This window comes from Microcella indica (genome assembly GCF_013414345.1).
GTDB lineage: Bacteria > Actinomycetota > Actinomycetes > Actinomycetales > Microbacteriaceae > Microcella > Microcella indica.
Map to the genome: position 1 here is coordinate 83,748 of NZ_CP058670.1, position 17,571 is coordinate 101,318.

The window sequence follows — 17,571 nt, forward strand, 5'->3', positions numbered from 1 at the left end:
CAATACAAACGTGGGTGAGTCGAGGGCAGCGCCTGCTCCCTACGCGCGCGGCGCGTGCCGCTCGAGGAACCCGTACACCTCGGTCTGGTCGACCCCGGGGAACGACTCCGTCGGCAGGGCGGCGAGCAGGGAGGAGTGGATGCGCGCCTGGGGCCGTGCGGCGCCGCTCCAGCGCTCGGCGAGCGGCGCCGGCGCCTGCCGGCAGCACGCCGGGTCCGGGCAGCTCGACTCCCCACGACGACTCGTCTCGCGGCCACGGAACCACTTGACGTGCGCGAATGGCGTGCCGACCGAGATCGAGAACTCGCCGGCCGAGCCCGACTCGATGCGCGAGGTGCACCAGTAGGTACCCGTGGGCTTGTCCGTGTACTGGTGGTACGCGCTGAAGCGGTCGGGCTCGTCGAACACCGTGCGCGCCGACCACTTGCGGCACACGAGCTGCCCCTCGACCGCGCCCAGGGCATCCTTTGGAAACTGCACCGCATCGTTCTCGTACGCCTTCGACAGCACGCCGGCCGGGGACACCTTGAGGAAGTGCACGGGGATCCCTAAGTGCTCGGTGGCGAGATTCGTGAAGCGGTGGGCAGCCGTCTCGTAGGTGACGGCGAAGGCGTCGCGCAGGTCTTCGACGGCGAGCTCGCGGCGCTCCTTCGCCCGCTGCAGGAAGGCGACCGCGTCGCCCTCGGGGATCATGAGCGCGGCAGCGAGGTAGTTCGACTCGACGCGCTGGGTGAGGAACTCGGCGTAGTCGCGCGGTTCCGGGCGCCCCAGCACGTGGCCGGCGAGAGCCTGCAGCAGGTTCGCGCGTGGGTCGCGGCCCGGCGCGTTCGAGACGGGCAGATAGATGCGGCCGTTCTCGAGGTCGGTGATCGACCGGGTCGAGCTCGGCAGGTCGCTCACGTAGTGCAGCGCGAAGCCGAGGTGGCTCGCGAGCTCGGCGGCGAGGCGCTGCGAGAGCGGCCCGCCCTCGTGCCCGATCTTCCGCAGCAGGTCGGCCGCGATCGTCTCGAGCTCGCCGAAGTAGTTGCCGCGCGCCCGCATCGACTGCCGCAGTTCGGCGTTGGCCCGCCGGGCCTCCTCCGGCGTCGCCGCACGCTCGACGTGCACGCGCTGCAGCTCGTCATGAAGGGCGAGCACCGTCTCGATCGCCTCGTCACTGAGCGACTTGCGCACGGGCAGCGGCGGGATGCTCAGGGCCGAGAACAGCGGACCCTCCTGCGCTCGCGCCAGAGCGATCTCGAGCGCCGCGCGGCGACTGGGCGGCGTGGGCGTCAGCAGCTCGTCGAGCGTGACGCCGACGGCGCGGGCGACCGACTGCAGCTCGCTGAGCTTCGCCTCGCGCTTGCCGTTCTCGAGGCTCGACATGTGCGAGGTGGCCACCCCGACAGAGCTCGCGAGGTCGGCGAGCGTGAGCTGGGCATCCGATCGCAATTGCCGGATGCGCTTGCCGAGGGTCAACGAATCGATCACCTCTTCAGCCTGGGCCGAGAGCAGGGGCGTTGGGGTCATGCCGAGAGCCTGACACCGCGAGGTTTTCAGCGCAACTGAAATAGCGGGGTATTTCAGTGCTTCGGGGCGGGTGCGGAGGGTTGTTCTTCGCCCAGTGTTGCTTCCACACCGACCCACTCGTCACGAGGAGCACACCATGAGCACGCAGAGCCCGTCACAGCAGCGCGCAGGAGACCAGACGCAGACCGCCGCTGAGCTCGAGGCCAGCTGGAAGACCGACGCGCGCTGGGACGGCGTGCGCCGCGATTACACCGCCGAGGACGTCATCGAGCTGCGCGGCCCCGTGCGCGAGGAGCGCACGCTCGCCCGCCGCGGCGCCGAGAAGCTGTGGGAGCAGATTCAGGCCAACACCGACAACCCCGAGGAGTGGACCTACGCCCTCGGTGCTCTCACCGGCAACCAGGCCGTGCAGCAGGTGCGCGCGGGGCTCAAAGCCATCTACCTGAGCGGCTGGCAGGTAGCCGCCGACGCCAACCTGTCGGGCCAGACCTACCCCGACCAGAGCCTCTACCCGGCCAACTCGGTGCCCGCCGTCGTGCGCCGCATCAACAACGCGCTGCTCAGGGCTGGGCAGATCGAGCAGGACGGGCGCGACTGGATGGCGCCCATCGTCGCCGACGCCGAAGCCGGCTTCGGCGGACCGCTCAACGCCTACGAGCTCATGCAAAGCATGATCGAGGCCGGAGCGGCCGGGGTGCACTGGGAGGACCAGCTCGCGAGCGAGAAGAAGTGCGGCCACATGGGCGGCAAGGTGCTCGTGCCCACGAGCCAGCACATCCGCACGCTGCAGGCCGCGCGCCTCGCGGCCGATGTGAGCGACGTGCCGAGCATCATCATCGCCCGCACCGACTCGCTCGCCGCGAACCTGCTGACGAGCGACGTCGACGAGCGCGACCAGCCGTTCCTCACCGGCGGCCGCACCGCCGAGGGCTTCTACAGCGTGGAGCCCGGCATCGGTCCGGTGCTCGCCCGTGGCCACGCCTACGCCGAGTACGCCGACCTGCTCTGGGTCGAGTCGAGCGAGCCCGACCTCGAGCTCGCGCGCACGTTTGCGGAGAGCATCCACGCCGAGTTCCCCGGCAAGAAGCTGGCATACAACTGCTCGCCGTCGTTCAACTGGAAGCGCCACCTCGATGACGACACCATCGCGAAGTTCCAGCGCGAACTGTCGGCGATGGGCTACGCGTTCCAGTTCATCACCCTGGCCGGCTTCCACTCGCTCAACCACGGCATGTTCGAGCTTGCGAGCGGGTACCGCGACCGTCAGATGAGCGCCTATGTCGAGCTGCAGGAGGCCGAGTTCGCCTCCGAGGCTCACGGCTACACCGCCACCAAGCACCAGCGCGAAGTGGGCACCGGCTACTTCGACCGCATCGCGACGGCCCTCAACCCGGCCAGCGCGACCCTCGCTCTCGTGGGCTCGACCGAGTCCGAGCAGTTCCACTAGACAGCGCTTCCTGTTCGCTCACTCGGGCGCACGACCGTTCCACACGGTGTGTCGCACGCGACACAGCGGGTTCCGCATCCGAAAGCCCGAATGAGCGAACACCACCACCGCACTTCTGGACCAGTACTTCCCTGAGAGGACGAGCATCATGACCACACTGAGCATCACCGGGCCGATGCGGCCCCGGTACGACGAGATCCTGACGCCGGAGGCGCTGCAGTTCCTCGCCGAGCTGCACCACCGCTTCGCGGGCGAGCGGCACGACCGCCTCGCCGAGCGCATGCAGGTGCGCTACGACCTGGGCAATGGGCGCGACCTTCGCTTCCTGCCGCACACGGCGAGCATCCGCGAGGATGCGTCGTGGCGCGTCGCCGGGGCCGGCCCCGGCCTCGAGGACCGACGGGTCGAGATCACGGGCCCGTGCGACCCGAAGATGACGATCAACGCCCTCAACTCAGGAGCCAACGTGTGGCTCGCCGATTTGGAGGACGCCACGAGTCCGACGTGGGGGAACATCGTCGAGGGGCAGCTCTCGCTCTTCGACGCGATCCGCGGGCGGCTCACCCACACCAACGCGGAAGGCAAGACCTACGAGGTGACGGCCGAGCGCACGCCGACGATCGTCATGCGGCCGCGCGGCTGGCACCTCGTGGAGAAGCACATCGAGCACGTCGACCGCAACGGCCTGCGCCTGGCGGCGAGTGCGAGCCTCGTCGACTTCGGGCTCTACCTCTTCCACAACGCGCACGAGCTCATCGCGCGCGGCCGCGGCCCGTACTTCTACCTGCCGAAACTCGAGAACCACCGCGAGGCGCGGCTGTGGAACGACGTCTTCACCTTCAGCGAGGAGCGCCTCGGGCTGCCGCACGGCACGATCCGCGCGACGGTGCTCATCGAGACGTTCGGCGCCGCGTTCGAGATGGACGAGATCCTCTACGAGCTGCGCGACCACTGCGCCGGCCTCAACGCCGGCCGCTGGGACTACGTCTTCTCGATCATCAAGAACTACCGCGGACGGGGCCAGTGGTTCGTGCTGCCCGACCGGGACCGCATCCTCATGACCCTGCCCTTCATGCGCGCCTACACCGAGCTGCTCGTGCAGACCTGCCACAAGCGGGGCGCGCACGCGATCGGCGGCATGAGCGCGTTCATCCCGAACCGACGCGACCCCGAAGTCACCGAGCGGGCGCTCGAGCGCGTCGCCGCCGACAAGCTGCGCGAGGCGAGCGACGGCTTCGACGGCTCGTGGGTGGCACACCCCGACCTGATCCCCGTGGCGCGCGCCGAGTTCGACGCCGTCCTGGGCGGTCGGCCGAACCAGCTCGACCGCCAGCGCGACGACGTGCACGTGACGGCGCGCGACCTGCTCGACATCCGCTCGGCCGGTGGCGAGGTGACGCTCGCGGGAGTGCGCGCCAACATCTCCATCACGGTGCGCTACCTGGAGTCCTGGCTGCGCGGCATCGGCGCGGCGGCGATCGACAACCTCATGGAGGATGCCGCTACCGCGGAGATCAGCCGCTCGCAGCTGTGGCAGTGGATCCACCAGGACCACCTGACGACCGAGGGCGAGCCCGTGAGCAAGCAGCTCGTCGAGCGTCTGCTGCGGGAGATCATGGCCGAGCTGCCCACCCCCGAAGGGCACAAGCTCGCCGAGGCGGAGGACGTGTTCCGCACCGTGACGCTGCAGGAGGACTTCCCGACCTTTCTCACGGTGCCCGCCTACACGCGGTACCTCGTGGAGCAGGCCGAGCGTGAGGAGCGGGTCGATGTGGTGACGGTCGCCGCGTAGCGCCTACCCGAGCCGGCCAGCCCGGCGGGTCAGTCGAGGTTCTCGGCCGCGGCCCGCTCGTCGGGGTGGTTCGGCGTCCAGCCGTACCAGCCGTCGTCGGTCGGGATCACCGTCCACTCGCCGCACGCGAACGCGCTATCGGTGTACGGGCTCGGGGCGCCGTCGAGAGCGAACGTGGGGCCCGAGAGCCGCTCGGTCTCGATGCAGACCGCCGGGTCCAGAGCGGTCGAGCTCGTCGCGAGGAGGGTCGCGGGCGCAGCATCCGGAGTCTCGCGGATGCGGATGCCGGTCGCGTCCTCGGGAAGCCACGGGGCCGACTTCTCCCAGTCGGCGACGAGGTCGGCGGTCGACGAGAACTCGCTCGCCTTCTCGTTCTGGAGGGAGTCGGCGATCGCGCAGCCCGTGAGCGCAGTAGCCGAGGCGAGGGCGAGAGCGGAGAGGATGATGATGCGTGACGTGGTCATGCGTCCATTGAGCCGCACGGCCGGGGTCGCGCGCTTCCCCCGGAGGAACCGACCGGACTGGTCCGAGGAATGAACTCCACCGGTCCTCGTGGACCGGAGCGACTCAGCGCGCCGTCAGTCCTGCACGCGGTCGACGAGCCTCGAGAGGATGATCGCGCTGCGGGTGTGGTCGACGTTGGGGGCCACGCGAACCCGCTCCAGGGCATCCTCGAGGCTCTGAATGTCACGCGAGCGGATGCGCACGATCGCGTCAGCCTCGCCCGTCACGGTGCCGGCATCGATCACCTCGGGCACGGTCGAGAGGATGCGCCTCAACTCGTCCGGCGCGACCGTGCCGCGGCAGAAGAGCTCCACATACGCCTCGACGGCGAGCCCGTCGACAGCAGGGTCGACCTGCACCGTGAAGGCGCGGATCACCTTGTCGGCGACGAGCTTGTCGACGCGGCGTTTAACTGCGGAGGCCGAGAGCCCGACGACGTCCCCGATGTCGCCGTAGCCCGCGCGGGCGTTCTGGCGCAACTGGTCGATGATGCGGTAGTCGATGGCGTCCACACCCCCAGAGTACGGCGATTAGCTGCGTGGAGCGACACGATGATGCAGAAAAGTTGCGCTCAGCGATTGACAGCGCCGTTCGGTTGCGTGTGACACTGGACGGGTGACTCTGACCCCGACGAACGACCCCGCTGCGGCGCGCACGCCCGCCCGCACGGCCAGCACGCGCACCGTGCTCATGTGCCGCCCCGACTATTTCACGGTGAGCTACCGGATCAACCCGTGGATGTTCCCCGAGAACCCCACCAACACGACCCTCGCCGTCGAGCAGTGGGAGCGCCTGTACGCGATCTACATCGAGCTCGGGTTCGAGGTGCACCTCATCGACCCCATCGAGGGGCTACCCGACATGGTCTACTCGGCCAACGGCGGCTTCACCCTCGACGGCATCGCCTACGGCGCCAAGTTCACCTACGACGAGCGCGCGGCCGAAGGCCCCGCCTACCTGGCGTGGCTCGCCGAGCAGGGCTTCACCCCGCACGCGGCGGCCGAAGTCAACGAGGGCGAGGGCGACATGCTGCTCGTCGGCGACGTCATCCTCGCCGGCACCGGCTTTCGCACCTCGACCGCGAGCCACCGCGAACTCGCCGAGACGGTCGGCCGCGACGTCGTCAGCCTGACCCTCGTCGACCCCGAGTTCTACCACCTCGACACGGCGATCGCCGTGCTCGACCCCGACCCGGCGCCGGGTCAGCAGGCGAACATCGCCTACCTGCCGAAGGCCTTCGACGAGGCCTCGCAGGCGATTCTGCGCGAGCGCTACCCCGACGCGATCATCGCGACCGAAGAGGACGCGGCCGTGCTCGGCCTCAACTCCTTCAGCGACGGCCTGCACGTCGTCATCGCGAGCCGCGCCACCGACTTCGACCGACAGCTGCGCGAGCGCGGCTACGAACCCATCGGCGTCGACCTCAGCGAGCTGCTGCTCGGGGGCGGCGGCGTGAAGTGCTGCACCTTGGAGCTGCGACGATGATGACCCCCACCACGACCACCGCCCACGACGCCGGCGAGGCGCTCATCGCGATCGAGGACGAGCGGCTCGCCCACAACTACCACCCCCTGCCCGTCGTCGTGGAGCGGGGCGAGGGCGCCTGGGTCACCGACGTGAACGGCAAGCGCTACCTCGACTGCCTTGCGGCCTATTCGGCGGTGAACTTCGGCCACGGGCATCCCGATCTTCTGGCGGCCGCCCGCGACCAGCTCGAGCGCATCACGCTCACGAGCCGCGCCTTCCACAACGACCGCCTCGGTCCGTTCGCCGAAGCGCTCGCGCGACTGGCCGGGGTCGACCGCGTGCTGCCCATGAACACGGGAGCCGAAGCCGTCGAGTCGGCGATCAAGCTCGCACGCGCGTGGGGCTACCGCGTGAAGGGCGTGCCCGAGGGCGCCGCCGAGATCATCGTCATGAGCGGCAACTTCCACGGCCGCACGACGACGATCGTGAGCTTCTCCGACGACCCGACCTCCCGCGACGGGTTCGCGCCGTTCACGCCCGGCTTCGTGGCGGTTCCCTACGGGGATGCGGCCGCTCTCGAGGAGGCCATCACCGACAACACGGTCGCGGTTCTCGTAGAGCCCATTCAGGGCGAGGCGGGCGTCGTCGTGCCGCCGGCCGACTACCTGCCGAGCATGCGCCGCATCACCGCGGAGCACAACGTGCTCATGATCGCCGACGAGATCCAGTCGGGCCTCGGCCGCACGGGTGCGACGTTCCAGTGCGACAACACCGGGGTCATCCCCGACCTGTACGTGCTCGGCAAGGCGCTCGGCGGCGGCATCGTCCCCGTGAGCGCGGTCATCGGGCGCGGCGACGTCATCGGCGTGCTGCACCCGGGCGAGCACGGATCCACGTTCGGCGGCAACCCGCTTGCCGCCGCCGTCGGCCACGCCGTCGTGACGCTGCTCGAGACCGGGGAGATGCAGGAGCGCTCGCGCGTGCTCGGCGAGCACCTGCACGCACGGCTCGAGGCGCTCATCGGCCGCGGCGTTCTCGCGGTGCGCGGCGCCGGGCTGTGGGCCGGCATCGACATCGACCCGTCGCTCGCGACCGGGCGCCAGGTGTGCGAGGCGCTGCTCGCGCGGGGCGTGCTCGCGAAGGACACGCACGGCTCGACGATCCGGCTCGCGCCGCCCATCGTCGTGTCGAAGGAGGACCTCGATTGGGGTCTCGACCAGCTCGAGGCGGTGCTCGCCGAGTTCGCGTGAGGGGTGCGCGAGCCGCGCATCCGTCGCCGTGTGCATGTGCCCCACGGAGCTCGCACGTCCTCGCGCCTCGCCCCGCGTGCTCGCGCCGCGTGCTCGAGGGGCCTAGACTTGCCGCAAACGGGGTCTATCCGCCACGGCAAGCGCCCTTTCGTGCCAGATCTGGCACGAAACGGTGAGTTGGGCGTGAGACTCGGCGTGGAGTGGCGCCTAGCGTGAAGTTAGCCTAACCTAACTTCTGGCAGCGTCGCCGAGTCCCGTTTCCCTTCGCACTCTCTGGAGTTTCATCCCCATGCGCTCATCGCGTTCCTTCTCCCTGCTCGCCCTCGCCGCGAGCGCCGCCCTGCTCGCCGGCTGCGCCGCCAACCCCGGCACGGAGCCGGCCGAGCCCGGCGGAGAGCCGACCGCCGACGGTGCCTTCACGCTCTACTCGGGCCGCGACGAGGAGCTCATCCAGCCGCTCATCGACCTCTTCGAGGAGCAGTCGGGCATCGAGGTCGACGTGCGCTACGGCAACACCGCTGAGCTCGGCGCGCTGCTGCTCGAGGAGGGCGAGGCGACCCCCGCCCGCGTCTTCCTCTCCCAGGATGCCGGAGCGCTCGGCGCCCTCAGCCAGGCCGGACTCTTTGCGACCCTGCCCGACGACATCGCCGACGCTGTGCCCGCGGGCTTCACCTCCACCGACGACAGCTGGGTCGGCGTCACCGGCCGGGCCCGCGTCGTCGTCTACGACGGCGACGAGCTTACGGCGGACGACCTGCCCGACACGGTCGTCGAGTACGTCGAGCCCGAGTGGGCCGGCCGGCTCGGCCTGCCGCCGGGCAACGCGAGCTTCCAGTCCTTCGTCACGGCGCTGCGCGTCATCGAGGGCGAGCAGGCCGCCGAGGAGTGGGTCGAGGCGCTCGCCGGCAACGACCTGCAGATCTTCGAGAACAACACCGCGACGCTCACGGCCGTGAACGAGGGCACCCTCGACGTCGGGCTCATCAACCACTACTACTGGTTCCGTCAGGCCGCCGAGGTCGGCGCCGAGAACATGCGTGCGCAGCTGAAGTTCCTCGCGGCGGGCGACGCGGGCTCGATCGTCAACGTCACCGGTGCGGGCATCCTCAGCGCCGCGGCCGAGGACGCCGACGCCCTCGAGTTCGTGCGCTTCCTCGTCTCGGAGGAGGCGCAGGCCTACTTCGTCGAGCAGACCTTCGAGTACCCGCTGCTGCCCGGTGTCGACGCGCCCGAAGGCCTGCCCGCGCTCGACTCGCTCGTCAACCCCGCACTCGACCTGAGCGACCTCGACGACCTGTCGACGACGCAGCAGCTGCTCGCCGAGTACGGCCTCATCTAGTGCCGAGGCTCTCACTGACCCGCATCTTCAGCCGAGGGTGATGCACTAGACGCATGATCATCGCGCCGGAGGCAGTCGAGCCGCCCCGGCGGCCCGCGCCCGTGACCGCTCCGGCGGCACCGGGTCGGCCGCCGGGGCTGCTCGTCGTCGCGGCGGGGGTGGCGGCGGCGGCAGCCGCCATCCCGCTCGTGTACCTCGTGGTGCGGGCCACCGGGGGCGGCTTCGAGGCGATGCTCGACGTGCTCGCCCGGCCGCGCGTGCTCGAGTACGCGGCGAACTCGCTGGGGCTCGCGGCCGCCGTGACGCTCAGCGCGCTCGTGCTGGGTACGGGGACGGCGGTCGTGCTGAGCAGACTGCGCGTGCCCTTCCCGCGCGCCTGGCTGCTCGTCTCGTCGTTGCCTCTCGCGGTGCCCTCCTACCTCGCCGGTTACGGGTGGCTGGTCACGCTGCCCGCGATCAACGGCTTCGTACCGAGCTGGATCCTGCTCACGGCGGTCACGGTTCCGTACGTGACGCTGCCGGTCGCGGCGGCGCTGCGCGGAGCATCCGGAGACCTCGAGGGCGTCGCGCGCACCCTCGGCCGCGGGCCCGTGCGCGCCTTCCTCGTCGCGACGTGGCCGCAGGTGCGCCCCGCCGCGATCGCCGGCTCGCTGCTCGTCGCGCTGTACTCGCTGAGCGATTTCGGGCTCGTCGCAATGATGCGGTTCCCGACCCTCACGTGGGGCATCAACCAGGCGTACGCGGCGAGCTTCGATCGCGCGCAGGCGGCGGTGCTCGCGCTGCTGCTGGTCGTGCTCGCCCTCCTCGTCGTCGTGGGGGAGCGCAGTGCGCGCGGCCAGCTGCCGAGGCAGGCGGCGCGCGCGGTCGCCCCGCGAACGATCCGGCGCGGGATGCTCGTGGCCCTGCTGCCCGTCGTCGCCGCGGCCCCCGCCGTCGGTGTCGCGGTTCCCCTGCTCGGGCTGCTCGCGCGCTTGCTCGAGGCGCAGACGTTGCGCGAGCTCGACGTGGCACGCCTGCTCGGAGCGGTCGGCGCGACCGTGGGAGTCGCCGTCGGTGCGGCGCTGCTCGCCGTGCTGCTCGCGCTGCCCGTCGCGGCGCTCGCGAGCCGCTACCGCGGGCGGCTCGTGTCGGCGCTCGAGTCGGTGAGCTACCTCGGCCACGCGCTGCCCGGCATCGTCGTCGGGCTGTCGCTCGTGTTCTTCGCCCTCGCGGTCGTTCCGGTGCTCTACCAGAGCGTCGTCGTGCTCGTCTTCGCGTACGCCGTGCTGTTCGCGCCGAAGGCGATCAGCACGATGCGGGCCGGGCTTGGAGACGTTCCGCCGCGCCTCGTCGCGGTCGCCCGCACGCTCGGCGATTCGCCGTTGCGCGCGTGGTGGCGCGTGACCGTGCCGCTCGCCCTGCCGAGTGTCGGCATCGGCGCCCTGCTCGTGGCCATCGCGACCATGAAAGAATTGCCGGCGACGCTGCTGCTGCGCCCCACGGGGGTGTCGACGCTCGCCACGGAACTGTGGAACCGCACCGTGATCGTCGAGTACGGGGCTGCCGCACCGTACGCCGCGATGCTCGTGCTGCTGGCCGCTGTTCCGGCGGTCATCCTCTCGGGGGTGCGCACCGTCGCCAAGGAGGAGCTGTGAGCGATCTCGTCATCGACGGGGTGAGCGTGACCCACGGGTCGACGCTCGCGATTGACGACGTCTCGGTGCGCATCGACTCGGGCGACCTCGTGGCGGTGCTCGGGCCGAGCGGCTGCGGCAAGACGACCCTGCTGCTCGCGATCGCGGGCCTGCTGCCCATCGGGGCGGGGTCGATCCGCATCGGGGAGCGCGAGCTCTCCCGACCGGGCCGCACGGTGCCGGCCGAGAAGCGCGGCATCGGCTGGGTGCCGCAGGAGGCCTCGCTCTTCCCCCACCTCTCGGTGGCCGACAACATCGGGTTCGCGGTGCCGCGCGGTCGCGGTGGCGCGATGGGTCGCGCTACGCGCATCGCCGAGCTCGCCGAGCTCGTGGGGCTCGGCGACCTCACCGGCCGCGCCCCGAATCAACTCTCCGGCGGGCAGGCTCAGCGGGTCGCGCTCGCGCGGGCCCTCGCGCCCCGCCCGGAGCTGCTGCTGCTCGACGAGCCTTTCGCAGCCCTCGACACCCAGCTGCGCGTCGGCCTGCGCCGCGAGGTCGCCGAGCTGCTGCGCGCCCAGGGCACGACCTCGCTGCTCGTGACGCACGATCAGGAGGAGGCGCTCACCCTGGCCGACAAGGTGGCGGTGCTGCGGGATGGCCGGCTCGAGCAGTTCGGAACCCCCGAGCAGATCTACCAGCACCCCGCCTCCGACTGGGTCGCCTCCTTCGTGGGCGATGTGGTCGAGCTCGACGGGCTGTGGCGCGGGGGTCGCGTGACGTGCGCGCTCGGCGCCGTCGAGGCCACCGCGGTCGGGTTCGCGCCCGCCGACGGCGACCGTGTGCGGCTCATGCTGCGCCCCGAGTGGATCGTGCCGCGCCCCGAGCTGCTCGCCCACGCGGCCGCCGGTGCGGACGCCCGCGTCGCGGCCATCTCGTACGCGGGCCACGACGCGATGCTGAGCTGCGACGTCGTCGGTGGCCCCACGGTGCGCATGCGCATGGCCGCGGTCGAGCTGCCGCACGTGGGCGACGAGGTGCGCCTGGCCGTGCAGCGCCCCGGCCTGGCCTTCCCCGCGACCCCGCTACAGGCGCAGATCTGACGCGAATGGGCGCTTGGCCCAGCGCCAAGTGCCCATTCGCGTCAGATCTGGCTCAAGGTGGGCGTGGGTAGGCTCGGCGCATGAGCAACCGCGTGCCGAGTGACCGGGACAGCGTGCCGAGTGACCTCGCTGCCGAGCTCGACGCCGCCGATCCTTTGGCCGAGTACGTCGAGCGCTTCGTGCCGGGCGACGACCTCGTCGCGTACCTCGACGGCAACTCGCTCGGGCGCCCGCTGACCCGCACGCTCGAGTCTCTGCCCGAGGTGGTGCGCGCGCAGTGGGGCGGGCGACTGATCAGGGCGTGGGACGAGGGCTGGCTCACCCAGGCAGAGCGGCTGGGCGACCGCATCGGGGCGGCCTGCTTGGGCGCAGCATCCGGCCAGACGATCGTGGCCGAGTCGACGACGGTGCTCATCTTCAAGCTGCTGCACGCCGCGATCGCGGCCCGGCCCGGCCGTGACGAGCTGGTCGTGCTGCGCGACGAGTTCCCGACCGACCGCTACATCGTCGACCGCCTCGCCGAGGACCACGCGCTCACGGTGCGGTGGGTGGAAGCTCCGCGCGACGCCGGCATCACGCCCGAGCTCGCGGCCGACGCAGTGAGCGACCGCACGATCGCCGCGCTGTTCAGCGGTGTCGCCTACCGCAGCGCGTGGTGGGCCGACATGCCCGCGGCGACGGGCGTCGTGCAGCGCTCGGGCGCGCTCATGCTGTGGGATTGCTCGCACGCGGTCGGCTCGGTGCCGCTCGAGCTCGACGCCTGGGGCGTCGACATGGCAGTTGGATGCTCGTACAAGTACTTGAACGGAGGCCCTGGCGCCCCGGCCTGGGCCTATGTCGCCGCGCGGCATCAGGGTGAGCTGCGCAACCCGATTCCGGGCTGGCTCGGGGCGCAGGAGCCTTTCGCCATGACCGAGCCGTACGCGCCGGCTGAGGGCATCCGTCGGCTCGTGAGCGGCACGCACCCGATCCTGGGGATGGTGGCGCTGAGCGACATGCTCGACGAGATCGAGTCGGTGGGCACAGGGTCGATGGGCATCCGCGCTATCCGCGCCAAGTCGGTCCTGCTGACCGGGTTCGCGCTGTCGCTGGTGGAGGAGCTCATCCCCGAGGCCGAGCTCGCGAGCCCGCGCGAGGAGGCGCGCCGCGGCGGGCACGTCACGATCGATCACCCTAACGCGGCCCGCGCCGTGGAGTCGCTCTGGGCCGAGGGCGTCATCCCCGACTTCCGCCACCCGAGCGGCGTACGTATCGGGCTGTCGCCGCTCAGCACCTCGTTCGCGGAGGTCGAGCGCGGCATCCGCGCCCTGGCTTGCGCCCTCGCGTAGCGCCGCCGCGCACCGAGCTTGGCCGAGCCCAGTCGAGCCGCAAGTGTGCCGTTCCGTGGCAACTGTGCCCGATCTGCCGAGCACAGTTGCGACGAGGGAGCACAGTCGTCGTCGGCCGTCCTACCGCGAGAGCGAGTTGAACCTCTTGATGGAGAGCGGCACGAAGATGAGCAGCATCACGGCGATGCCGAGCAGCACGGTCGCGATGGGGTTTTGCGCGGTCCACGCGTCGCCGACGGGCGTGCCGGGGGGAACGTTGCCGAACAGTTCGCGGGCCGACTGAACGAGGGCCGAGACGGGGTTCCACTCGGCGAAGACGCGCAGCGGCGTGGGCAGGTTCTCGCTCGGCACGAAGGCGTTGGAGACGAACGTGAGCGGGAAGAGGATGAGGAAGGACGCGTTGTTGATGATCTCGGGGCTGCGCACCGCGAGGCCGAGGAACGCCATGACCCACGAGAACGCGTAGGCGAACAGCAGCAACAGGGCGACGGCGGCGAGGAACTCGAGCGGCGAGGAGGTCACGCGCCAGCCGACGAGAAACCCGGTGCCCATCATGACGAGCATGGAGAGCGCGTTGATGACGAGGTCGCCGTTGGTGCGGCCCACGAGAACGGCGGCGCCGTTCATGGGCAGCGTGCGGAACCGGTCGATAATGCCGTCTTTGAGGTCTTGCGCCATCGCCGACCCGGAGTAAGTCGACCCGAAGACGACGGTCTGGCCGAAGATGCCCGCCATGAGGAACGACGTGTAGCCCTCACCGGGGATGTCGATCGCGGCGCCGAACACATAGTTGAACAGCAGCACGAACATGATCGGCTGGATGAGGCTGAACAGCAGGATCTCCGGCACCCGGATGATCTTCATGAGGTTGCGCCACGTGGTCACCCAGCCGTCGGAGAGGAACCTCGTGACGGTGTTGCCGGGCACCGGCGTCAAGGTTCCGGATGCTCGGGGCGCGGTGCCCGTCACCGTCGGGTTGATCGTGCTCACGCTGCGTCCTCCGTCGTCTCGTCCCTGTTCGTCTCATCGGGGCTGTGCTCGGCTTCGTGGCCGGTGAGCTGCAGGAACACGTCGTCGAGCGTGGGCCTGCGCATCCCCGCATCATGGAGCGCGATGCCCTCCTGCGCGACCGCCGCGACGATCGCGCTCAGGGCGGGGGCGCCGTCTGCGACGGGCACGATCCACGTGCGCCCACCGCCCGAGGCGACGGGCTCGCCCGCGCCGTGCTGGGCGAGGATCGACCGTACTGCCTCGCCGTCGGCCTCGTTCACGAGCGTGAGCGCCACGCGCTGCCCGCCCACCGAGGCCTTGAGCTCGTCGGCCGTGCCCTTCGCGATGACCCTGCCGTTGTCGATGACCGAGATGGAGTCGGCGAGGCGGTCTGCCTCCTCCAGGTACTGGGTCGTGAGCAGCACCGTGGTGCCGTCGGCGACGAGGGTCTCGATGACGTCCCACATGCCCATGCGGCTGCGCGGGTCGAGACCCGTCGTCGGCTCATCGAGGAAGAGCACGGGGGGCTTGATGACGAGCGCACCTGCGAGGTCGATGCGGCGGCGCATGCCTCCCGAGAAGCCCTTGACCGGGCGATTCTGCGCCTCCACGAGGTCGAACTGCTCGATGAGCTCCTTCGCCCGCTGCCGGGCGACCTTCGTGCCCAGGTGGTAGAGCTGCCCCACCATCATGAGGTTCTCGAAGCCCGTGAGGTTCTCGTCGACGGCGGCGTACTGACCGCTCGCGCCGATCATGCGGCGTACGGCCTGCGGGTCGCCGAGCACGTCGACGCCGTCGATCGTCGCGGTGCCCGAGTCGGGCCTGATGAGCGTTGTGAGCACCTTGACGGTGGTGGTCTTGCCGGCGCCGTTGGGGCCGAGGAGGGCCGCGACGGTGCCCTGCGGCACGTCGAGGTCGAGCCCGTCGAGGGCCCGCACGACGGGGGCGCCCTTGGGGGAATAGGTCTTGACGAGATCCGTCGCCTCGATGAATGCCATGGGCGAGATGCTAGTGCGCACGGGTGACACTCAGGTGGCCCGTTCGCCAGGGGCTGCGCAGGGAGTCGAGGGCGGCAGGGCGCACCATGGGGAGGGCGGGCCGGTGCGGCATGTGCGTCGCCACGACGCACTCGTGCCCAGACTCGCCCCGAATCGGCTCTATCCACTGCGCCGAGCGCCCTTTCGCGCCAGATCTGGCCCAGGGGGCGGGGGTAGCGTGAGGGGCATGGCCTCTGCGCTGAACCCCGAGCTGCTCGCGCGCGTGCGCGAACGGGCGCCCGGGTACGACGCCGCGAACGGCTTCTTCACCGAGGATCTCGACGAGCTGCGGGTGGCCGGCTATCTGGCGCCGCGCAGCCTGAGCGCAGCATCCGCGGATCAGCGCCTGCTCGCCGCGCACGCACCCGCCACCGCTCTCGGGCTCACGATGCACCACGTCTGGATGGGGGTCGCGCGCGACCTCGCGGCCGCGGGCGACCCCTCGCTGCAGTGGGTGCTCGACGACGGCGAGCGCGGCGAGCTCTTCGCCTTCGCGATCAGCGAGGCGGGCAACGACCGGGTCATGAGCGACTCGCTCACGCGCGTCGAGCGCGTGTCGCTCGACGGCGGCGCGGGCGGCTGGGCTTTCACGGGCACCAAGATCTTCACGACCCTCTCGCCCGCGTGGACGCGCCTCGGGGTGCTCGGTCGGCACGACCCCGCCGACGGCTCGGAGCCGAGCATCGTGCACGGCTTCCTCACGCGGGAGACTCCCGGCATCACGATCACCCCCGACTGGAACACGCTCGGCATGCGCGCGACGCAGAGCCACACGACAGGGCTCGAGGGTGCCGTGGTGACCGACGATCGGGTCGCGCGCATTCTGCCCGTCGGCCCCAGCGGCGACGCTTACGCACTCGCGATCGCCGCCAACTTCCACACCCTCATCGCGAGCGTCTATGCCGGCATCGCCGATCGCGCCCTCGAGCTCGCCGTGGAGAGCGCGCAGCGACGCATGAGCATGAGAGCCGGCGGAGCCCCGCAGGCCCACGACCCCGACATCCGCTGGCGCATCGCGGATGCTGCGCTCGCGCTCGATGCGCTCGCACCGCAGCTGCACGCGGTCGTGCACGATCGCGACCACGGGGTCGATCGAGGTGCGCGGTGGTTCCGCGACCTGGCGGGGCTCAAGCACCGCAGCGTCGAGACTGCGCGGCACGTCGTCGACCAGGCGATGCGCATCAGCGGCGGCGGCGCCTACCGCGCCACGGCCGAGCTGAGCAGGCTGCAGCGCGATGTGCTCGCGGGCATCTACCATCCGAGCGACACGGAGGCCGTGCACGCGACCGTCGCGACCGACCTGCTGGGGCCGCTGCCGTGAGGGGGACGGTGCGGTGACGCGCGTGCGCGAGCGCGACATCGACCTTCCCGACGGCCGCACTCTGCACGTCTACGACAGTGGCGCGCAGAAGCGCTACCCGGTCCTCTGGCAGCACGGCACGCCCAACACCGGCAACCCGCCCGAGCCGCTCATGCGAGCAGCGAAGAAGCTCGGCCTGCGCTGGGTATCGTTCGACCGCCCGGCCTACGGTGGCTCGACTCGGCACGCAGGCCGCACCGTCGGCTCGGTCGCGGCCGATGTCGCAGCGCTCGCCGACGCCCTCGAGCTCGAGAGCTTCGCGGTCATGGGCCACTCGGGCGGCGGACCGCACGGGCTCGCGTGCGCGGCGACGCTGACCGATCGGGTGTCGGCGGTCGTGAGCGTCGCGGGCCTCGCGCCCTTCGACGCCGACGGCCTCGACTGGTTCGACGGCATGGGCCCGACGAGCACTGCGGCCCTGCGGTCGGCGCAGGAGGGGGCGGATCGCAAGCGCCGCCACGAGGAGGAGAGCGCCGATGCCCCGATCGACTTCACGGCGCGCGACTGGGCGACCCTCGCCGGGCCGTGGGGCTGGCTCGCGGAGGTCGCCGCGGCGGGTGTGGCGAAGGGCCTCGACGGGATGATCGACGACGATCTCGCCTACGTCACCCCGTGGGGCGTCGACCTCGCAGCGATCACGGCGCCGGTGCTGCTGCTGCACGGGAGCGACGATCGGGTCGCGCCGGCGAGCCACTCCCGCTGGCTCGCCGGCGCGCTCCCGGGCTGCGAGCACTGGACTCTCCCCGGGGAGGCTCACCTCTCCGTTCTGGCCGCCGAGGAGCACGGTGCCGAGGATGCTCTGCGCTGGCTCGCGGAGCGCACGGGCCGCTGACCG

At 70.9% G+C, this 17,571-nt stretch carries 15 protein-coding genes; 10 read left to right on the forward strand and 5 right to left on the reverse strand.

What is annotated here, in order from left to right:
- Positions 1-39 precede the first annotated feature (39 nt).
- Complete coding sequence (locus HUJ41_RS00405; protein WP_179872891.1) at positions 40-1,509, reverse strand: helix-turn-helix transcriptional regulator; 1,470 nt, start codon at positions 1,507-1,509, stop codon at positions 40-42.
- Positions 1,510-1,645: 136 nt separating this feature from the next.
- Between HUJ41_RS00405 and aceA the strand changes: the two genes are divergently transcribed.
- Both aceA and aceB read left to right on the forward strand, forming a co-directional pair.
- Positions 1,646-2,956 carry an isocitrate lyase gene (aceA, locus tag HUJ41_RS00410; protein WP_179872892.1) on the forward strand — a complete coding sequence of 437 codons (1,311 nt, stop codon included), beginning with the start codon at positions 1,646-1,648 and terminating at the stop codon, positions 2,954-2,956.
- Positions 2,957-3,104: 148 nt separating this feature from the next.
- Entirely contained in the window at positions 3,105-4,748 is a 1,644-nt protein-coding gene (aceB, locus tag HUJ41_RS00415) for a malate synthase A (protein WP_179872893.1), read from the forward strand.
- A gap of 29 nt (positions 4,749-4,777) precedes the next feature.
- On the opposite strand, the gene HUJ41_RS00420 is transcribed toward aceB, so the two are convergent.
- Both HUJ41_RS00420 and HUJ41_RS00425 read right to left on the reverse strand, forming a co-directional pair.
- The gene (locus tag HUJ41_RS00420) at positions 4,778-5,212 is read right to left on the reverse strand and encodes a hypothetical protein (protein ID WP_179872894.1); all 435 of its coding nucleotides are present in this window, start codon (positions 5,210-5,212) and stop codon (positions 4,778-4,780) included.
- 114 nt (positions 5,213-5,326) lie between these two features.
- Positions 5,327-5,764: an Lrp/AsnC family transcriptional regulator gene (locus HUJ41_RS00425; protein ID WP_152582557.1), complete on the reverse strand. Its 438-nt coding sequence runs from the start codon at positions 5,762-5,764 to the stop codon at positions 5,327-5,329.
- Between the two features lie 103 nt (positions 5,765-5,867).
- Between HUJ41_RS00425 and ddaH the strand changes: the two genes are divergently transcribed.
- The 6 genes from ddaH (at position 5,868) to HUJ41_RS00455 (ending at position 13,349) form a co-directional block, all read left to right on the forward strand.
- On the forward strand, positions 5,868-6,737 hold the full coding sequence (gene ddaH, locus HUJ41_RS00430; RefSeq protein WP_407941908.1) for a dimethylargininase: 870 nt from the start codon (positions 5,868-5,870) through the stop codon (positions 6,735-6,737).
- Positions 6,737-7,969, forward strand: a complete 1,233-nt coding sequence (gene rocD / locus HUJ41_RS00435) for an ornithine--oxo-acid transaminase (protein WP_152582611.1) — start codon at positions 6,737-6,739, stop codon at positions 7,967-7,969. Before ddaH ends, rocD begins: the two co-directional genes overlap by 1 nt.
- Positions 7,970-8,258: 289 nt before the next feature.
- Positions 8,259-9,308 carry an extracellular solute-binding protein gene (locus HUJ41_RS00440; protein ID WP_179872895.1) on the forward strand — a complete coding sequence of 350 codons (1,050 nt, stop codon included), beginning with the start codon at positions 8,259-8,261 and terminating at the stop codon, positions 9,306-9,308.
- A gap of 53 nt (positions 9,309-9,361) precedes the next feature.
- Positions 9,362-10,942, forward strand: a complete 1,581-nt coding sequence (locus HUJ41_RS00445; protein WP_179872896.1) for an ABC transporter permease — start codon at positions 9,362-9,364, stop codon at positions 10,940-10,942.
- Entirely contained in the window at positions 10,939-12,021 is a 1,083-nt protein-coding gene (locus HUJ41_RS00450; RefSeq protein WP_179872897.1) for an ABC transporter ATP-binding protein, read from the forward strand. Before HUJ41_RS00445 ends, HUJ41_RS00450 begins: the two co-directional genes overlap by 4 nt.
- An 80-nt stretch (positions 12,022-12,101) precedes the next feature.
- Positions 12,102-13,349 (forward strand): kynureninase, encoded by a 1,248-nt coding sequence (locus HUJ41_RS00455; RefSeq protein WP_179872898.1) that lies wholly within the window; start codon positions 12,102-12,104, stop codon positions 13,347-13,349.
- A gap of 120 nt (positions 13,350-13,469) precedes the next feature.
- On the opposite strand, the gene HUJ41_RS00460 is transcribed toward HUJ41_RS00455, so the two are convergent.
- The gene (locus tag HUJ41_RS00460) at positions 13,470-14,285 is read right to left on the reverse strand and encodes an ABC transporter permease (protein WP_268888681.1); all 816 of its coding nucleotides are present in this window, start codon (positions 14,283-14,285) and stop codon (positions 13,470-13,472) included.
- A 50-nt stretch (positions 14,286-14,335) separates the two neighbouring features.
- On the reverse strand, positions 14,336-15,337 hold the full coding sequence (locus HUJ41_RS00465) for an ATP-binding cassette domain-containing protein (protein ID WP_179872899.1): 1,002 nt from the start codon (positions 15,335-15,337) through the stop codon (positions 14,336-14,338).
- Between the two features lie 226 nt (positions 15,338-15,563).
- On the opposite strand from HUJ41_RS00465, the gene HUJ41_RS00470 reads away from it, so the two are divergent.
- Together HUJ41_RS00470 and HUJ41_RS00475 are read left to right on the forward strand one after the other, a co-directional pair.
- Positions 15,564-16,697, forward strand: coding sequence for an acyl-CoA dehydrogenase family protein (locus tag HUJ41_RS00470; RefSeq protein WP_179872900.1), 1,134 nt, complete (start codon positions 15,564-15,566; stop codon positions 16,695-16,697).
- Between the two features lie 13 nt (positions 16,698-16,710).
- Positions 16,711-17,568 (forward strand): alpha/beta fold hydrolase, encoded by an 858-nt coding sequence (locus HUJ41_RS00475; protein ID WP_246299267.1) that lies wholly within the window; start codon positions 16,711-16,713, stop codon positions 17,566-17,568.
- The last annotated feature ends 3 nt before the right edge of the window (positions 17,569-17,571 follow it).

What these genes read in the sequence shown, in the direction of transcription:
- aceB (WP_179872893.1), top strand. Translation starts at nt 3,105, where the DNA reads ATGACCACACTGAGCATCACCGGGCCGATGCGGCCCCGGTACGACGAG.
- HUJ41_RS00440 (WP_179872895.1), top strand. Translation starts at nt 8,259, where the DNA reads ATGCGCTCATCGCGTTCCTTCTCCCTGCTCGCCCTCGCCGCGAGCGCC.
- HUJ41_RS00470 (WP_179872900.1), top strand. Translation starts at nt 15,564, where the DNA reads ATGGCCTCTGCGCTGAACCCCGAGCTGCTCGCGCGCGTGCGCGAACGG.
- HUJ41_RS00420 (WP_179872894.1), bottom strand. Translation starts at nt 5,212, where the DNA reads ATGACCACGTCACGCATCATCATCCTCTCCGCTCTCGCCCTCGCCTCG.
- rocD (WP_152582611.1), top strand. Translation starts at nt 6,737, where the DNA reads ATGACCCCCACCACGACCACCGCCCACGACGCCGGCGAGGCGCTCATC.
- HUJ41_RS00445 (WP_179872896.1), top strand. Translation starts at nt 9,362, where the DNA reads ATGATCATCGCGCCGGAGGCAGTCGAGCCGCCCCGGCGGCCCGCGCCC.
- HUJ41_RS00455 (WP_179872898.1), top strand. Translation starts at nt 12,102, where the DNA reads ATGAGCAACCGCGTGCCGAGTGACCGGGACAGCGTGCCGAGTGACCTC.
- HUJ41_RS00405 (WP_179872891.1), bottom strand. Translation starts at nt 1,509, where the DNA reads ATGACCCCAACGCCCCTGCTCTCGGCCCAGGCTGAAGAGGTGATCGAT.
- aceA (WP_179872892.1), top strand. Translation starts at nt 1,646, where the DNA reads ATGAGCACGCAGAGCCCGTCACAGCAGCGCGCAGGAGACCAGACGCAG.
- HUJ41_RS00465 (WP_179872899.1), bottom strand. Translation starts at nt 15,337, where the DNA reads ATGGCATTCATCGAGGCGACGGATCTCGTCAAGACCTATTCCCCCAAG.